An 18,412-nucleotide genomic window follows, 5' to 3' on the forward strand; every position below is an offset into this window, starting at 1 on the left:
AATTAAATAGAATAGTACGAATTTTTACCTTCAAAAATACTCAGGATATATACCCAAAACCCTCTAATAACTTCATTACAAATAACTTGAATAAATTAAGTAAAGAAAAATACTGTTCATTTTTTGAATACATATAAACTATAACGTATATTCATGGAGTATTTACAACTAACAAAGACCATTAAAGATGAAAAAATTATTACTTTCTGCCATGCTGCTTTTTACAGCCCAGACCTTGTTTGCACAAACCGCGACTTCCAAAATGATTGCAGAATTTGAAAGAGCAAAAACGTATACAAAAGAGTATTTGGATACGATGCCGGAAGATGGGTACGCTTTCAAACCAACTCCAGAAATGCGCTCTTTTGCACAGCAAATGGATCATCTCGCGGATGTCAATTACGCTTTTGTTTCTGCTGCAACAGGCAAAGCTAGCCCAATGAAAGAATCATTGGAAAAAGCAGCAGATCAATCCAAAGCCGCTGTAACCAAAACTACGCTTGAAAGCTACGATTTTGTTATCAATGCCTTGAAAGATTTGAAAGATGCGGATCTTGAAAAAGATGTGAAGGTTTTTGGAAAAGATCTTAAAGTAAAAACTGCTTTTGAAAAAGACTTCGAGCATCAGACTCATCACCGCGGACAAACAACCGTTTATATCCGTTTGAAAGGTGTTAAACCTCCGCAGGAAATGTTGTTTTAATTAATTAAAACTTAAAAAATACAACTCCGTCATATTTGTTCATGGCGGAGTTGTATTATTTTTGAGCTTTCAGAATTAAAAATATTTTTTGTGAAAGATCAGCCGAGTTCCAATAAAAAGCCATTATACCGCATTCCGGAAATTTTTACAGCCTTTACTAATCTTGTCACCGCTGAAAGTACCCGCCATGGAGGCGTCAGTCCGGTTCCATTTAATTCACTAAATCTTGGCGGATCTACAACGGATAGTCCAGAAAATGTTTTGGAAAACAATAATAGATTTTTTACATCGCTAAATATCGACTTTGAAAAAGTCGCCAAATCGCATCAGGTACACGGCGCTGAAATTCTTGTTGTTACCGTACCCGGACGTTATGAAGGTTTCGATGCGATGATCACTCATGTTCCAAATATTCACCTGGCGGTTACCATCGCCGATTGCACGCCGATATTGATTTTTGATCCGGTAAAAAAGGTAGTTGCCGCCATTCACGCCGGATGGCGGGGAACTGTTCAGCAAATTGTTTTGAAAACGGGGTTGGCTATGCAAAAAGAATACGGGACAATTCCGGAAGATTGTCTGGCTTATGTTGGAACCTGTATTGATGAATGTTCTTTTGAAGTTGGCGAAGATGTTGCAGACAACTTTGGTTCAGCATTCAAACGTTGGGATGATCAAAAAAATAAATTCTTTGTTGATCTAAAATCAGCGAATAGAGAACAATTAATCTCTTTTGGTATAAAACCGGAAAACGTCGAAGTTTCTCCGTTTTCAACAGTGCTAAACAATGAAGACTATTTTTCTTACCGTTACGAAAACGGACTTACAGGAAGAATGTTGGTAACAATTGGGTTAACCGAATAACAATACCAATTAATCTTTCACCACAACCACTTTTCTTTTAAACTGCGCTTTTTCTCCGGTCGAATCAAAAATATCAATCAGGATCAGATAATATCCCGTTTGGACAATTTCGCCATTTTCATTTCTTCCATCCCAGAAAACTTCTCCATTTGTTCCTAAAAGCTGATTTCTGAGAATATTTTTAATCAGCCTGCCGTTGATATCGTAGATCTTAAACGTTGCTAATTTACCTGATTGAGACAATTTATATTTTATTTTTACCAAACTTCCGTCCATATGATCCGGAATGAAAGCTTCAGGTTCTACTTCAAAAAAATCTTTTTCTATATTCGTTTTTACTTGCGAATTAGTATATCCCGGCGTAGCATTTCCTGAGACGGCACCAGCTGAATGCCAGTTTGAAGTCATTTTAGAAGAAAGTCCGGTATCTGATTTTTCCAGTGAAACGCCTTCTCTGTCAGTGATTGAAGGGTCATGCATTGATTCCTTATAATCAAAACCGTCATAAATTTCTCCATCCCGATTTTTAAGAATAACCCCACCATCGTCGTTGGAATAGGCTGGCAGTAAACTCATTTTAAGAAAATTTCCCGATGTATTAGCAGGATATTGCTCTTTAATAATTTCGGGATTTGTTGTTAATGCCAGATATCCGAAAGGTGATAAAATATAATTTTCGGTCGTAATGATCCTGAAAATATCAGGCTCACCGTCTTTCGCATTTCCCAAAGACCAGTTTTTAAGATCAATGTATTTTTGAGAACGGTTATAAATTTCAACAAAATCAACGCCTCCTTTCCGTGGGTCGAATAAAATTTCATTTAAGACGACATCACCTGAATCTGGTTTGGAAGGCAATCCAATTGTAAAATCAGATTGACGTAAAATATTTCCAACGCAATCGGAAAGATTCCTGATTGATAAATGGTATGTTTCGCCTGCCAAAAGTGGAAAATCAAGGGTCACGACCAAATTGTGAAACTGCGGTGATTCAAGTTTTCTCTTTACAGTTTTCCGCCCCGACAATTCAATAAAAGTGCCTGAGACTGCCCCCATACTATCCAGTTTTTCGTCTGCAATAATCCTCAGTTCGGTCGGAGACGTTATATCAATACGTTGAATAACAGGAGATCCAGAATCCAGGTTAATTCTTTTAATGCTGTTTTCTTTTGCAGGCGTTCCACCACGTATATCTTCCGAGACCTGCCAGTTATTTTGTTCTCCACAAGGATTATCCACATCGATCATTTCAATCGCATATCCACCGGTACTTTTATCGGACGACCACCAGTTGTTTTCATAGGTAACTGAAAATACAAGCGTGTTACCCGGTTGGTATAGGGAAATTGTACCACCATCATTCGGCAGAGAAAAAGTCGAAAGTGGAATTACCTGACCAAATCCCTTGAAACTGCCAGCATTTGTCTTATTACAAAGCAAAACATATGATCCTGAGATAATTACAGAATCCGGAAAAATTACAGATTGCGAACCTACCGTTAATTTCCAGTTTTTCAGGAACACTGTTTGTCCGCTTCTGTTATACAGTTCAACATATTCGGCAGCAGGCAGGCCAATAGCGGGTATCGGATCAGCCATAATTTCGGATACAACAAGGCTGTTATACCCCTGGCCAAGAGAACTGAAATTACAAATAAAAACTATCCCGACAATAATCCCTGCAATTTTCACATTTACAAAAGACATTTCCCATATATTTAAACCAGAAATAAACTATACGGAATAAAATTGTTATGGTAACTTCACTTGCAATATCATTGAATTAGGAATGCCATTAAACAAAAAAATTCAACCCGTTTAGGAGTTGAATTAGATCTATTTATTTTTAAAGCAATGCTGATTATTTGCTTTCTTCTGTTTTCACTGGTTCAGTTGCAGTAGCCTTAACGGGAGCCGCTGCTGGTTTTGTTGCTGGTGCTGCTTTTGGAGCTGGCGTTTTGGCTGGCGGAACTGCAACAGGCTTAGAAGAAGCCGATGCAACCAAAGTAGCTACTTTTTCCGCATGTTTCTTTTTATCTTTTTTAGACTCTTTTTCTTTTTTAGGTGCTTTTGCTCTTTTCTCCGCATTCTTTGCTTCTTTCTCTTTTCTCTTAGTTTCATCTTTCATGAACTTCGAGACTTTCTTAGCCAATTTAGCAGCTGCCTTTTCAATTGACTTTTTTATTTTTTTCGAATCAGCAGTTACCGTATCAAGTTTCGTAACAAGTGTTTCTGCGATTTCGGTAGTAAGTTTTTTTGTTGCGGATTTCATATTTTAAGAATTATTTTTAATAATAAGACCGTGCGTATGACCGGCTAATATTCTTGCACCCAGCCGCTTGTTAAGTAAATCACACTCTTGTCTTTCAACCTGCAAATACCGTCTAATAAATCCAGAAGAGCAAATAAAACGTGTTATATTTATGTTAAATTTTTCTTGATAAATTCCCATAGTACGATTCCCGCCGATACTGACACATTAAACGAATGTTTCGTACCAAATTGTGGTATCTCAACGCACCCGTCACATACATCAATAACGTCGTCTGCCACGCCTTCTACTTCATTCCCAAACACAAATGCACACGGAATATTCAGTTTGGGAGTAAAATTTTGAAGCAATGTACTACCCTCCGCCTGTTCAACAGCAAAAACCTGATATCCTTCTTCTTTCAATTTCAATACAGCCTGTAAAGTACTGTCCTCCTTTTCCCAGATCACCGCATTTTCGGCACCAAGCGCGCTTTTAGTAATTTCTCTGTGCGGCGGATTTTGTGTGTAACCGCACAAAATCATTTTCCTGGCCCTGAAAGCATCTGCCGTTCTAAAAAAAGATCCGATGTTATTTAGGCTCCTGATATTGTCAAGGACAATAACAAAAGGAAATTTGTCCGATTCCTTAAATTCTTCAACCGACAAACGGTTCATTTCTTCAATGAGCAGTTTACGCATTGCAATTGATTTCGATAAAAATATACTAATGAAACTAAAAACAAACCTACAACGAATAATTTCAAAACAGTAAAAAAATTAATCCCCATATAATGGTCTTTTTCACGAATGCGCTCCTCAGATTATTGGCTGTTAAGCTTTCGGCGAGACTGCCGACTGCCAGACTGATGCTTTAAACTAAATTTAGTCGCAACTAGATTCACCGATGACTGACTATTGAAAGACTAGGTAAAAAGCATAATAATTTAAATACAAACTGTTTAAAAACAAATATAAACGTCTTAGCAATCACTTAAAATTAAACAGCCCCAGGCATAATATTCTACTACTGGAAATATTAAAATATTACTACATCTATTAGATAATAATAATAACAACTCTGTTTTATTATCTTAGCGTTACTTGCGGTATAATCCGACGTCTATTGAATAACGAATCGGATTGTTATTAATATTTTACTCTCAAAATAGTGAAGAAATACCCGGTTATCCTCGTAATTTTACTAATCCTGGCAAGTAATAAGTACATTTTTGCTCAACTCCAAACAAATGATCAGGACGATTACACTGTAAAATATTATACTGAAGATAACGGACTTCCTCAGAATAGTGTAAAAAACATTTCAGCTGATTCAGAAGGCTTTATATGGCTTACAACTGAAACAGGCCTGGTAAGGTTTGACGGGCAAAACTTTTTCACTTTTGATAAGTCAAATCTACCGATCACCTACAATCGGTTTTCCATGCTTCAGCCCAGCCTTGAAGGTGGTAAAAAAGATAATAAATCCCGGAAATTGTATGCGGTTGCTGAAGGCTACCAGTTCGTTCGAATAGAAGCAGGAAAGGCCTCAATAGACACGCTGTATACAAATAGAATTCGTTCGATTCCACATTTAAATAATTCGGGAGAAAATGTACTTCTGTCAAATGGTTCACCAAACTATTTAAGGGACTGGCTAAATCCTGATTATTATATTATTACAGTTTCGGAAGGTGAAGGAAATTTCTTTATCTGTGAGCGTCAAAAAATTGAATACTATTCAAATTGGAAAAAAATATACGATTATACGATTAAAACGCCTTTACCCTGGAATTTTTTCACAATTCAAAAAAATCTTTATACTTACACAGACGGTAAATTCGTACGAATTGACAAAAGCGGTTTGAGAGATCTTTCCATAACCGGTGATATAAAAACGGACGCAAATTATGTCCCGGGAAAACTGAATGGGAAAATTTACTGGAACAATATATCGGATCAGGTTTTTATTTACATCGATAAAAAACTTTATGCCCTACAAGAAGGGCCCGGTGGCATACTGAAAACTGCATTGCTCGTCAACAATTTTGACTTCGTTAAAAATAATATTACCACAATCCATTATGATACAAAAAACCATCGGCTTTTCCTTGGAAGTGTTACAAAGGGTTTATTTGTTTTAAAAAACAAATCATTTTACACGCTGAGAACCAAGGGGAATGATCTGCAAAATGTATTTTACGGGCAGGCCATATTTGACTCGAATTCAGTTATTACACCAAAAGGATATATTGTCGGTAAATCGCTGGAAAACAAAAAAGTGATTCTTAAGGACTATCCATTGATCCAATCTGAGAAAACAGCAGACGGATATGGAATTATAACAGACAAAAAAGGCAATATCTGGCGAAAAAGCGGGAATATTCTTTTCTGTTATAATACTAAGGGCAGAAAAATGACAGGGAAATGGGATTTAAAAACAGAGGTTAACCATCTATACGAGGATGAAAAAGGAACCATCTGGATCGGAACAAGAAGTTCCGGCTTATTCTGTATCAATCTATCCGATCAAGAACCAGCACCCAGACAATTTATAAAAGGTCCATTGGACAGAATATCTTTTATTCTTCAAAAAACACCTCAAACGCTTGTTATAGGTACCGCTCACGGACTTTTCCTACTTAATCTATTTTCTAAAAAACTGATTTTCGTAAAAGGAACAGAAAAACTTTACGTGAGGAGTCTTTTCATTTCTTCATCCGCAGATGCCAAAAACACGGACGAAAAGGAAATCTGGATCACAACTTATGAAGATGGTTTTTTTCTATTTTCCAAAAACAAGCTTATTAAATTTCCGTTGGATAAACATAAATATCTGAGTGGGGCACATTGCATTTTCCCGGATAAACTTGGCTATTTCTGGCTCACTACCAACAAAGGCCTTTTTCGCATAGCTAAAAAAGATTTACTGGATTATGCCGCGAATCATTTTGCTTCCGAACATAAAAGCATTTTCTCCATGCACTTCACTAAAGAGCAGGGATTTTATACCAATGAATTTAATGGTGGCTGCCAACCCTGCGCCCTGAGATTGCCTAATGGCTACTTTTCATTACCCTCCCTGGATGGGTTAGTTTGGTTTATACCTGAAAACATAACCATTGAATTACCTGACAAAAATATTATCCTGGATCGTTATGAGGTTGGCGGAAAGAGTATAGCCGCATCCGGAGACTCGATTAAATTCCCACTCAATCCGCAAAATATAAAAATTCATCTTACCACAGCCTACTTTGGAAATCCGGCAGACCTTAATATTTCTTATGCTCTTGTAGAAAAAGCTCATTCTAAAACGGTGCCCGATCAATGGCTCGATGTTGAAGCGACCAATACAACGATTCCGATCGGCCGTTTGAATGCGGGAAATTATACCTTGTTTATCCGAAAGAATAATGGCTTTGGGCGCGATAACTATATGTACAAAAAAATATCGATTTTGGTACCGCCAGATTGGTACGAAACTCAATGGTTTAGAATAGCAGCTTTATTCCTTTTTATCTTTGCTGTTTATCTATTTATTCGTCTTAGATTAAGGATTATCAAAAAAGAAAATCGCTTGTTGGAAATTAAAATCGCTAGACGGACCCGAAAACTTGAACATACATTTAGCGCATTGGAGAAATCCGAACGGGAATTGCACCGTCAGATGCATATCCAGACACGTCTCATCGCCTCAATGTCGCATGATATAAAAACACCTTTGAAATTTGTTTCTAATGCTGCGGGAAGAATAGAAAACATGCTGGAAAATGAAAAAATAGATGCCGTTGCGAAGCTTGGAAAAACCATTGAGCAGTCCACCGATCAAATGTACAATTTATTAGAAAACCTTATAGCCTATGTGAAAACACAGGTTTATGGAAGTAATATCGAATTTAAAGAGACTAATCTTTTTAACTCTTTGTCGGAAAAGTTCAAAATTTTTGAACACGTAATCCATGAACGCTCGAATCAATTTACCAACGAAGTGGAACCTTTGGTAAATGTTGTTACTAATGCTCAATTGCTCGGTATTATCGTACACAACCTGATTGATAATGCGAATAAATTCTCCTTCAATGCCAACATTAACATCCGTACAGCCGTTATGGACGCAGAAACCCATCTTATCATTTCGGACACAGGGCCAGGAATGCCTGACGAACTTCTTAATTGGCTTAACACACCTTCAAAAACAGATTCTTTCGAAAAGTCCAAGTCAATTTCGATTCATTACAACGGACTGGGACTGACTATTGTGAAGGAATTAGCAATGCTCCTTAATGTAGGTTTACGCGTTAAAAAAAATAAAGGAACGCAAGTGCATCTTATTTTCCCTAAAAGCAAAACTATGTGAATTAATTCAGGTCAAAATCTTTGGTTTTGTACAATTCCAGTTTTTTAAACATTTCAATAATATTTGCTACTTCCAGTTTCTCGAAAATTCTTGCCTTATAAGTACTAATTGTAGTCTCTTTAAGATTCAAAAGCGTGGCAATTTCTTTGGTCCATTTTCCCTGAGCCAACAAATGCATTACTTCCAGTTCACGTTTGGATAAATCTTCAAGCGGGTTAGAACTTGCGTATTTACTGTCCAGGATGTTTTTCACCATTTGCTGCTGAACCTTTCCACTAACATACTTCCCGTTGTTGATTACTGCCATAATCGCAGCTTTATATTCATCTTCGGAAGCCCCTTTGGAAAGGAATCCGTTTGCGCCGGCGTGAATATAATGTAACGCATATATTTCCTCTTCCGAACCGGAAAATACCAAAATTTTAACGTTTGGCTGAATACCCCTGATTTTGTTGATCATTCTACTATTTTCTCCACCGGGGATATTTATATCCAGTACAATGAGGTCAAAAATATTTTTTTGAATAAGCGCTATTGCATCAATAAAATTAGAAACCTGATGCACATCTACTGGCTGAAATAAGTCGGTAATAATAAAATCTATACCCATTCTTACGATGGCATGATCTTCCACGATTAAAATTCTTTTCATTATACGTTAGAGTAGGTTACAAGCAAAATTGATAGCTAAAACAGCTGCTAACCATGAATATTTCTTTGCAACGGTAAGCATTTATTCCGCTGTTTCAAATCTATTTATGATTTGAGGATATCAAATAAAAAGAAGCAGATATCTGGTAAAATTACCGGAGTATCTGCTTCTTTTTAAATATCAAATTATAGGTATCAACTGTCTATTAACTTAATTTTTGTTATTAATTCAACAATATTTTTAACACCCATCTTTTCAAAGATGCGTGCTTTATAAGTACTTACTGTTGAAAGCTGAAGATTTAATTTTTCCGCGATTTTTGCTGTACCCAAACCTTCTTTGAGTAAATTCATGACATCCTTCTCTCGCGGAGAAAGACTCACAATTGGATCCGGAAGAAACTCTTTAGGATTGATAAGCCTGTTGATATTGATTTGCTGCATATCAGCACTCATATATTTCTTGTTATCAAGCACGCTCAACACAGCAGTTTTAAACTCATCCTCTGCTGCATCTTTGGACAAATATCCATCCGCACCTGCCTGAAGATATAATAAACCATACAACTGTTCATCATAACTTGAAAACATAAGTATGCGGATATCAGGACGTTTGATCCTGATCGTCTCAATCATTTTCGTATTATTTCCACCTGGAATATTAATATCCAGTATAAGAAGATCAAATGTTTGGTTGCCCAACTCCAGCAAGACCTTCTGAAAAGTATCTACGCCTGTAATCTGAGATTCAGGAATAAGGGACTTTAAGAGGTGTTTTGTTCCGATTCGGACCACTGCGTGATCCTCGGCAATAAGTATGTGCTTCATGAAAATTTTATATACTAATGACAGTAGAAATAGTATTACCCCAAAGTTAGAATTAATTATTTATCTAATCACTAAGTTATTAGATAAATTCTAAATGCCTGGTATACAGATATTATAACTTTAAAAAAAACGGCAAAATCACTTCATTTTTTAAAAATAAAATAGAATGTTTAAACAAACTACATTTGAAATTCTAATTTTTGATTAAAAAATAAAATTATTTAATACAAATATTTTAACCTTAAACACGCTTAAAAAAATCGGATAACTTCTTTATTTGACTTGCATTAAAAGATTCTATTTTCATTTTTTAACAATAAGATAATAATAGCGATAATTTACAAAGATAATTTGACAAAAAAACCTATAAATATCTACAAAGAAACAAGAAATGATGCTACAAAGAAAAAAAGATGGCTCTACTTTCCTTATCCCATCAACTAATTTGTTAATATACAACTCATTATAATTATCAAATAATTTTCGATTCCAGTATTTAATTACTTTTCGACTATAAAAAAGTAAAAGAAAATCATACCAAATCTCTTTTACTCAATAACTTGTGAGAAAATTAAAAATAGATAATTTAAATTTACATATCTGTTAGACTAATAAAAATCCCTGAGGTAACCATTTAATCCAGGATTGTCCTTAAGAAAAAAATACACACTATAATAATTTGAAAAATCCGGATTTTAAATGGTCTGAAAACTGTCTGGAAACAAGACTGTATATCCAGCATTTCGTCACAGACATTCCCTTGTCTTTTGAGGCTTTTTTGTATCAAACAGCAAGCCATCTGAATGAGACAAATACTACTAAAACATTTTCATTTTATCTGTTTCGGATAGAAGAGCTTCCTTCTGTTGCCTGCATTCACTTTTCTAAGAATGATAACAATTTTATCTCTCGGACACATGCTCCTTTCGGTGGGATTCAATGTGACGAAAAATGTAATGCGGAGGAGCTGATTTTTCTGCTGCGGTGTGTTGAAAATTGGTTCTCAATGCAAACTGAACCCATTTTGATTGTAAAAACTTCTCCAACCTGTTATAATCCAACCTCAAAAAATAGTTTAATTTCCAAAACTTACGCATTTTTGGGTTATAATATCAACGATAAGCTCATCAATTATCACATCCAAATTTCCCAATCCCCATTTTTTCGGAATATTAATTATGCTGAGGTGAGAAGACTAGCCAAATGCAAAAAATCAGGCTTTCGCGCAGGCTTATACGACGAGCCGGATATTGAAATTGTTTATACCTTTATTAAAGAAAGCAGAATAGCCAAAGGATATTTGATGTCGATGACATTTGAACAATTGGAATCATTGATAAATAATTTTCCGAAGCAGTGCAAGATATTTGTAGTAAAAATTGAAGGTAAAATAATTGCTCTGACAGTTACAATTTTAGTTTGTAAAGGCATATTATATAATTTTATGCCAGCTGATCTCGCTACCTACAAAAGTTTCAGTCCGATGGTATACCTCATGGAAACAGTTTATAACTATTGTCAAAAAGAAGAAATAGGGATTCTTGATCTGGGCGTTTCGCTGGATAGTAATGGCAACGAAAAACCTGGTCTTTTAAAATTTAAGAAAAATCTTGGCGGAATAAAATCATTTAAAATTAGCTATCAAAAGCAATTAAAATCTTTGAATTAAATACCCAGACAATTCCCCTCTTTGTAAAAAACCGTTGAGCAGCTTTCATGGCCAACAATCGGTAACATTCCACGAAAATCGATGCTTTTATACCCTTTTTTTGTCATAAAATCTTTTGCTGGCTGATACCAGTCGCGCTCTGAGTTATCCAAAATTAGGACGCCGTCTTCCGTTAAGTACTGAGCAGCAAAAGCAGTACATTTTACGCGATTGCGGCCGTCAACGACAATAATGTTATATTTTTTTCCTTCGTTTTTTACAGCTTCAACATAAGAATCTCCTTGGGGACGAGAGAAAACGGTGGAGTTTGCGGGAAGTTTTGATTTAATGATTTCGATCCATTGTGCGTCATGTTCAACGGCAGCGATATGTTTCACACGAGCTCCGTACCAACGCGTAGAATTTCCCGAACCATATTCAAAAACTTCAAAATGCGGCTTGATTCTTGGTTCAAGAAAAAAGATAAATGAATAGGTATACCAAGGCAATGGATTTCCGGCAGCGTCAACAGATTGTTTGGAATGAAAACTCCTGAACCAACCGTATTCTTTCAAAGCACTTTTCAGATAAAGTTGAACGGCTCCGCCAAAACCTACTGAATTTAGAAGTCCCCAACTCTGCTTTTTTAAAAACTTAACCATTTTATTCGCTTATTCCGAAAGATATTTATAACAATTTTGACCCTCAAATTTTGAAATTTCCGATGGTGCTCCGAATCTCCAATTTTGCATAGGGGGTGCAAATATACTACATTAGCACTCAATTTTAATATTTGTATTGATAGCGGGAATAATTTCAAAATCCCTCAGTTTTAGAATGAAATTAAAAACGATAAAGACGGTTCTGGGCCACCCTTTAAACAAAGACAGAAAGGTAAAAGCATTGATGACACTCTTCAAAAGAGGCCTGGTCATTCGCTTACATAAACATCCGATGGTCTATCCGTTTGTCGAGCATGTTTCGCTGGTTGTGGATAAGGGCATGTCGAGCGCGGAACTGCAAATTTATACCGGCTTATACGATACAAATGAGATGCTTTTTGTGATGCATTACCTGCGTCCGGAAGATACATTTGTGGACGTGGGCGCCAATATCGGCGTTTATTCCGTTCTGGCATCGGGAATTACCGGCGCAAAATCTTTATCCTTTGAACCGATTCCTTCAACTTTTGCGAACCTGAAACGCAATATCAATTACAATAATTTACAAGACCGCTCGGAGCTTTATAACCTGGGCGTTGGCGATAAAGAGGAAATTTTGATTTTCTCAAATTCTCTGGATGCGATCAATCACGTGATTAATGATACAACCTTTGGCGGTCCGGTTACCGAAGTCCCGGTAAATTCGCTGGATAATCTGTTGGTTGATAAGAACATTAATTTATTAAAAATCGATGTGGAAGGTTTTGAAGCCAATGTAATCAACGGTGCCTCAAAAACATTGGAAAGACCGGAGTTGAAAATTATTATCATGGAAACTAACGGCCTTTCAGATCAATACGAATTTGGCCAGAATTATATCCATGACAAACTTTTGAGCCTTGGTTTTGTGCCTTATAATTATTTCCCTGCTGAAAGGAAACTAACTAAAATAACCGCTACGAATCCTGAGAACACGATTTATATCCGTGATCTTGCTTTTGTCGAAAAACGGATTAAAACATCGAGAAAAATTAAATTGGGGAATGATTTGATATAGGGCGGTTGGCGATCAGCTTTTCATATTATCGTAAGAATAGAAATGACGGTTGAGCCGAAATTTTATTGCAAAATTATTTCAAAAACCTTTTATGCAAACCGGTTACGAGATCGTTTATTTCTTCTGAAATTTTAAATCGAACGATAAGAACGATAAAAAGCAAAAGAATAATTGAAGAACGTAGAGCCATCATGAACATGGATGACAAAATGGTTTTATGATACTCCGGCGTCAATAAGGTCAAACCGTACAGTATGACCAGTATGATCGCTACCTGAATCGTTTTGTTGGTAAAAGGCAAAACGCCAAATTTGCGCCAAACAAAGATCATACGCGCCATGGAATAAACAAAAGTGGTCAAAGCAGTAGCGATCGCAGCACCAAGAATTCCGTAAATTGGTATGAGCCAGATATTCAGCAGAAGTCCAACAACAGCGGATACAATAATAAACAAAGTTGAAAATTTGAAGAATTTTGAATACATAATAATCTCTGTATTCAAGCCTGTGGCAATATCAAAAACCTTGACCATAGAAAGAAAGAGCACTACATATTTCCCTGCTCCATAGGTTGCTCCCTTGGGGATCAAAAAGAAGATATCATCAATATTCGACCAGATCAGTAAAAATACTACACCGCCGGCAATAAGCTGGTTCAACGCTGATTTCTGGTTCATTGTGCGAACATGTGCATAATCTCCCTTTACTAACGCAGCAGAAATTAAGGGTATAGAAATCTGCGCAATGGCCTTCCTCGGAATTTCTATAATTCCCGCGAGGTAAGTTGCAATGATGAAAATTCCTGCACTGACCAGACCTTTTTCACCGGCCACCATTGTTCGGTCGATGAAGAGCATTAGACTAACACCAAGTCCACCAAGTAAAGTAAAACTGCCATATCCAAGCATTTGGCGCACCAACTGTTTGGTCAATATTTTTTTGTTTGGAAGCCGCCAGTACAATTTCCCGATCTGTTTGATATATCCAAAAAGGATAATTATTGCCAGACCATATGAAGCGACGTATAAGTAAAGCATTACTTCAAAACTAAGCCAGCCGAATCCAAACATCAGGATCAGCAGAACATTCGCTATTTTGAGATAAACTTCACGAATAAAGTTAGGGACAGCGATCCGTGAATTGTTCCGGCAATACGCTTCGAGCACTGTGATGTAAATCCAGAATGTCGTTAACGGAATAACCAGAAAATGGTATTTCAACAGCATCGGCGAGTTTTCTGCGAAATATGCATGGATCGCCGGTGTAAAAATCAGGTAAAAAATCCCAAAAATAATTCCACCAATGAATGGGAGAAAAAGCAAAAAAGGAAGAATCCCGTTATGCCCTTCTTCATCATCACGGAAAAGACTGAAAAATTTGTCCGCAATAAAGGGAGTTCCCAAATGAGCAAAAGCTGCAAAAAGCAAACTATTTTCCAAAAGCAAACGGGAAAGTCCCAGCTGTTCTACGGATAGAAATTTCGTAGAAACATACATCTGATTGACTATACCAATCCCTACACCAATGTATGATCCAAGACCTGCTTTAAGACTCTGACGAACAACGATTCCCACTCTGAAAGTCTAGTTAGCGTATTTTTGGATCAATATTTCTGCGATACGTTCAGCGGCACGTCCGTCCCAAAACGGAGGAATTATGCCTTCTTTCACCCTTCCGGCAAGGATATCCTGTACCTTCTCAGCAACAGAAATTGGATCCAGGTCACTTAGTAAAATGTTTGTTCCCAATTCCACTGTTACCGGGCGTTCTGTGCTTGCACGGAAGGTAAGGCATGGTACTTGCAGATACGTTGTTTCTTCCTGAATTCCGCCTGAATCGGTGATGATCAAAGCAGAGTTTTCCATTAAATGTAAAAATTCAAGATAACCCTGCGGCTCCATTAAAATTACATTTTCAAGACTTTGCAGTTCATCCAGCAAACCCCAGGTTTCCATATTTTTCAGCGTTCTTGGATGAACAGGAAAAAGGACGGTTTTGCTTTTTGAAGTTTCTTTGATGATCTTTAAAATATTGGTCAGTCCTTCCTGAAAATCTACGTTACTTGGACGGTGCATCGTCATCAAAACATACGACTTCGGCTCTAAACCAAGATCTTTTACAAGTGTCAATGTCGACGCTTTTTGACGATAATGTACCAAAGAATCAATCATCACGTTTCCGACAAAATGCACTTTCGTATCCGGAATATTTTCTATTTTCAGATTGTCAATTCCTGCTTGTTCTGTCACAAAAAGATCGTCTGCGATGCAGTCGGTCATGATCCGGTTGATTTCTTCCGGCATTCCACGATCTCCGCTTCTTAATCCTGCTTCTACGTGAACGACTGGAATATGTTCTTTCACAGCCACCATTGCGCAGGCAATCGTTGAGTTTACATCCCCTACCACCAAGACAACATCCGGTTTTTCAGCCAGCATCACCTGCTCAAATTCGATCATAATCTTGGCCGTCTGCTGCGTATGCGAACCTCCGCCGATACCCAGGAAATAATCAGGTTTTGGCAATTCAAGCTGATTAAAAAATACATCCGACATACGGGCATCGTAATGCTGACCGGTATGAATGATTTTTGAATCGATTTCAGGATGCTGTAAAAAAGCGCGGTGCAACGGAGCCACTTTCATGAAGTTAGGACGGGCACCAACAATACTCAGGATTTTCATTTTTTAATCAACAGAATTTAAACAGATCAGTGCGCCAGAACATAATTGAAAGCAACCATGTATTCTTTCAGCACACTGTGTATATTGATTTCTTCTTTTATTATGCGCAACGAATTCACACCAAAGGTGCTGATTTTTCCGGGATCTTGTAGCAACGTTTTCATTTTAAGGTTCAGACTTTCCTGATTTCCGTTTTCAAAATAATAACCATTGTATCCATCTCTCACCAAACGTCTTTCTGTACCATCGGCAACGGAACAAATAACAGGTTTGGCAAAACACATGGCATCGTTAATCGATAATCCGCCCATGCCGCCTAGTAAATAGATTGACGAAACATGCAGATATTTACCCAATGCAAGTGCGTCATACACGCCTCCGACGAATTTTACATGATCGATCACTTCAAGTTTTTCAGCAAGTTTTTTAAGATTTTCTTCCTCCGGACCGAACCCAACAACGACCAGTTCAATATCGGGGAAAAATCTTTTCAAATCTTTAACCGATTGAATCAACATATCCACACGTTTCCATTTCACCAATCTTCCTACATGAATAACGCGGTGCGGATTAGCAGGCAAAATATCAGGCTGTTTTAAAACTTCCTCATAAGCGGTGAGCAATTCGTCTGTATCAGGAGAATTGGCTGCAATAAATATTTTCTCTTTGGGCACGCCGTAACTTCCAATAATATCCCGGCCTTCATCATAATAATTGATATGCGCATCCGCCAGGGGAAGATATAATTTTCTAAGCCAGGTTATTGCACGGAAATAAAGTGCGCCTTTCCAGTTCTTTTTATTAGCATCAAGATCTTCGGTAATATTTTGTCCGGAATAATAATACTCCTGGCTTTTCCCCCAATAAGCCGTATTAAAAGGAATATCGCGACAAATTAATTTTGCACCGATTTTTTTTAGCTTGAAATAAAACGGAGGATTCAGTACCAGTTGCAGAAAATACGGCCAGGATGACATTACTATTATGTCTGGTTTTATTTCCTGTAAAGTCGGGATAAGATTTTCAAAAAAAGACTTTCCGTACCAGGTTGTAAACTCGGGAAGTTCTATCAACCGAAAGTTTGCGGCTGATTTATCTTCCTTCACACCGGCGCCAAGGGCTTTGCTTTGTTGGGTAGGTTTGACGAGAAGAACTTCGATTCCATAGTCAGAAACCATTTTATTCAATATCAATGCAAAATAATGCGGCAACCCCGCCATAACAAAACAAACACGCATGCGTCAGAAATCTTGTGGTAATTCCTGCAAAAGTACACATTCGCAGACAATTTTAAGAGGGGAAGAAATGTTTCGCTTACTTTAATACAATGATTATAAAAGTAGCGCGGGGAAATTTGAAGTTTTTAAAACTCAAAACAAGCGAAACCAATTTGATATGACCTCGCTTGCTGAGCCAATTTTATAATCGAGAATCAACAGAATCTTTTGGTAGTGTCGATTTCAAGTCGAAAAGAACTGAATTTGTATTCGTAAAATCAGTCAGTTTTAATTCTTTAAAAGTATCATGTGCAACGGCTAATACAACCGCTTCATATTTGCCGTTTGGTTTGTCTGATAAATTGATATCATACTCATGCTTTACCTCTTCTGCCGAAGCCCAGGAATCATACACGTCAACCTGCATACCGAAATCTTTCAATTCTTTATATACATCAACAACACGCGTATTTCGAATATCCGGGCAATTTTCCTTAAAGGTAATACCCAAAATCAATACGCGGCTGCCTTCTATTTTATGTCCTTTTTTGATTAAAAGTTTGACCAGTTTGTTAGCGACAAAAACGCCCATCATATCATTAACGCGACGGCCCGAAAGAATTACCTGCGGATAATAACCAAGCGATTCTGCCTTATAAGCCAGATAATAAGGGTCAACGCCAATGCAATGCCCGCCTACCAAACCTGGTTTATATTTCAGGAAATTCCATTTCGTTCCGGCCGCTTCCAAAACTTCCGTCGTATCAATTCCCATCCTGTCAAAGATCAATGCCAATTCATTAACGAAGGAAATATTGACGTCGCGCTGTGCATTTTCAATCGCTTTGGAAGCTTCAGCAACTTTAATACTTGATGCCAAATGTGTTCCGGCTTCGATGATAGAACCATATAACGTATTGACAAATTCGCCAATTTCCGGCGTGGACCCCGACGTAACTTTTTTAATTTTGGTTAACGTATTCACTTTGTCACCCGGATTAATACGTTCAGGAGAGTAACCGCAGAAGAAATCAACATTAAACTTTAATCCGCTTACTCTTTCCAAAACAGGAACACAATCTTCTTCGGTACAACCCGGATAAACGGTCGATTCGTAAATTACGATATCACCTTTTTTCAACACCTTCCCAACTGTATCGCTGGCTTTCAAAAGTGGACCAAGATCCGGTTTTTTGTAGTTATCAATAGGCGTCGGAACCGTTACAATGAATATATTACAACTTGCCAACGCTGACAATTCGTCTGAAAATTGTAGATCCTGAACACGTTGTAAATCCTCCGAAGAAACTTCCTGCGTTCTGTCATATCCACGTTTCAATTCGGAAACGCGCTCCTTGTTGATATCAAAACCAAGCACTGAATATTTCCGGCTGAATTCTACCGCCAACGGCAGACCAACATAACCAAGACCAATAATTGCAATTTTACTTGCAGCAATTTCTGACAACATTTTTGGTAAAATTTAAAACGA

15 protein-coding genes are annotated in these 18,412 nt (G+C 37.3%); 5 read left to right on the top strand and 10 right to left on the bottom strand.

The genetic code is table 11. The annotated features are described in order from the left end of the window. Positions 1–187: 187 nt before the first annotated feature. Both FZF08_RS02790 and pgeF read left to right on the top strand, forming a co-directional pair. Entirely contained in the window at positions 188–703 is a 516-nt protein-coding gene (locus FZF08_RS02790) for a DinB family protein (RefSeq protein ID WP_159467077.1), read from the top strand. A gap of 90 nt (positions 704–793) precedes the next feature. Further along, on the top strand, positions 794–1,567 hold the full coding sequence (gene pgeF, locus FZF08_RS02795; protein ID WP_159467078.1) for a peptidoglycan editing factor PgeF: 774 nt from the start codon (positions 794–796) through the stop codon (positions 1,565–1,567). A 9-nt stretch (positions 1,568–1,576) separates the two neighbouring features. Here pgeF and FZF08_RS02800 read toward each other — a convergent pair whose 3' ends face one another. The 3 genes from FZF08_RS02800 to FZF08_RS02810 form a co-directional block, all read right to left on the bottom strand. Then, the gene (locus FZF08_RS02800; RefSeq protein WP_159467079.1) at positions 1,577–3,274 is read right to left on the bottom strand and encodes a lamin tail domain-containing protein; all 1,698 of its coding nucleotides are present in this window, start codon (positions 3,272–3,274) and stop codon (positions 1,577–1,579) included. 154 nt (positions 3,275–3,428) lie between these two features. Next, complete coding sequence (locus tag FZF08_RS02805; RefSeq protein WP_159467080.1) at positions 3,429–3,839, bottom strand: histone H1/H5 family protein, HCT subfamily; 411 nt, start codon at positions 3,837–3,839, stop codon at positions 3,429–3,431. Between the two features lie 149 nt (positions 3,840–3,988). Continuing rightward, a complete protein-coding gene (locus FZF08_RS02810) occupies positions 3,989–4,519 on the bottom strand; it encodes an RNA methyltransferase (RefSeq protein WP_159467081.1) in 531 nt (176 codons plus the stop codon). Between the two features lie 469 nt (positions 4,520–4,988). Here FZF08_RS02810 and FZF08_RS02815 point away from each other — a divergent pair, with 469 nt between their 5' ends. Continuing rightward, a complete protein-coding gene (locus FZF08_RS02815; RefSeq protein ID WP_159467082.1) occupies positions 4,989–8,174 on the top strand; it encodes an ATP-binding protein in 3,186 nt (1,061 codons plus the stop codon). Between the two features lies 1 nt (position 8,175). Here the strand turns inward: FZF08_RS02815 and FZF08_RS02820 are convergent, their stop codons facing one another. Both FZF08_RS02820 and FZF08_RS02825 read right to left on the bottom strand, forming a co-directional pair. Next, positions 8,176–8,826: a response regulator transcription factor gene (locus FZF08_RS02820; RefSeq protein ID WP_159467083.1), complete on the bottom strand. Its 651-nt coding sequence runs from the start codon at positions 8,824–8,826 to the stop codon at positions 8,176–8,178. Positions 8,827–9,020: 194 nt separating this feature from the next. Continuing rightward, the gene (locus FZF08_RS02825) at positions 9,021–9,653 is read right to left on the bottom strand and encodes a response regulator transcription factor (protein WP_159467084.1); all 633 of its coding nucleotides are present in this window, start codon (positions 9,651–9,653) and stop codon (positions 9,021–9,023) included. A 1,006-nt stretch (positions 9,654–10,659) separates the two neighbouring features. Here FZF08_RS02825 and FZF08_RS02830 point away from each other — a divergent pair. Continuing rightward, the gene (locus tag FZF08_RS02830; protein WP_159467085.1) at positions 10,660–11,322 is read left to right on the top strand and encodes a hypothetical protein; all 663 of its coding nucleotides are present in this window, start codon (positions 10,660–10,662) and stop codon (positions 11,320–11,322) included. Here the strand turns inward: FZF08_RS02830 and FZF08_RS02835 are convergent. Beyond that, positions 11,319–11,963 carry an FkbM family methyltransferase gene (locus tag FZF08_RS02835; RefSeq protein ID WP_159467086.1) on the bottom strand — a complete coding sequence of 215 codons (645 nt, stop codon included), beginning with the start codon at positions 11,961–11,963 and terminating at the stop codon, positions 11,319–11,321. The two genes, FZF08_RS02830 and FZF08_RS02835, sit on opposite strands and share 4 nt — an antisense overlap. Before the next feature lie 175 nt (positions 11,964–12,138). On the opposite strand from FZF08_RS02835, the gene FZF08_RS02840 reads away from it, so the two are divergent. After that, the gene (locus tag FZF08_RS02840) at positions 12,139–13,020 is read left to right on the top strand and encodes an FkbM family methyltransferase (protein WP_159467087.1); all 882 of its coding nucleotides are present in this window, start codon (positions 12,139–12,141) and stop codon (positions 13,018–13,020) included. 73 nt (positions 13,021–13,093) lie between these two features. On the opposite strand, the gene FZF08_RS02845 is transcribed toward FZF08_RS02840, so the two are convergent. The 4 genes from FZF08_RS02845 to FZF08_RS02860 all read right to left on the bottom strand — a co-directional run bounded on the left by FZF08_RS02845 (position 13,094) and on the right by FZF08_RS02860 (position 18,391). Next, positions 13,094–14,593 (bottom strand): lipopolysaccharide biosynthesis protein, encoded by a 1,500-nt coding sequence (locus FZF08_RS02845; RefSeq protein ID WP_159467088.1) that lies wholly within the window; start codon positions 14,591–14,593, stop codon positions 13,094–13,096. 9 nt (positions 14,594–14,602) lie between these two features. Continuing rightward, positions 14,603–15,703 carry a non-hydrolyzing UDP-N-acetylglucosamine 2-epimerase gene (gene wecB / locus FZF08_RS02850; RefSeq protein ID WP_159467089.1) on the bottom strand — a complete coding sequence of 367 codons (1,101 nt, stop codon included), beginning with the start codon at positions 15,701–15,703 and terminating at the stop codon, positions 14,603–14,605. A 26-nt stretch (positions 15,704–15,729) separates the two neighbouring features. Next, entirely contained in the window at positions 15,730–16,941 is a 1,212-nt protein-coding gene (locus FZF08_RS02855) for a glycosyltransferase (RefSeq protein ID WP_159467090.1), read from the bottom strand. 181 nt (positions 16,942–17,122) lie between these two features. Then, on the bottom strand, positions 17,123–18,391 hold the full coding sequence (locus tag FZF08_RS02860; RefSeq protein ID WP_159467091.1) for a nucleotide sugar dehydrogenase: 1,269 nt from the start codon (positions 18,389–18,391) through the stop codon (positions 17,123–17,125). Between the last annotated feature and the right edge of the window lie 21 nt (positions 18,392–18,412).

The sequence above is a fragment of the Dyadobacter sp. 3J3 genome (assembly GCF_009801115.1).
In the GTDB taxonomy this organism is placed as follows: domain Bacteria; phylum Bacteroidota; class Bacteroidia; order Cytophagales; family Spirosomataceae; genus Dyadobacter.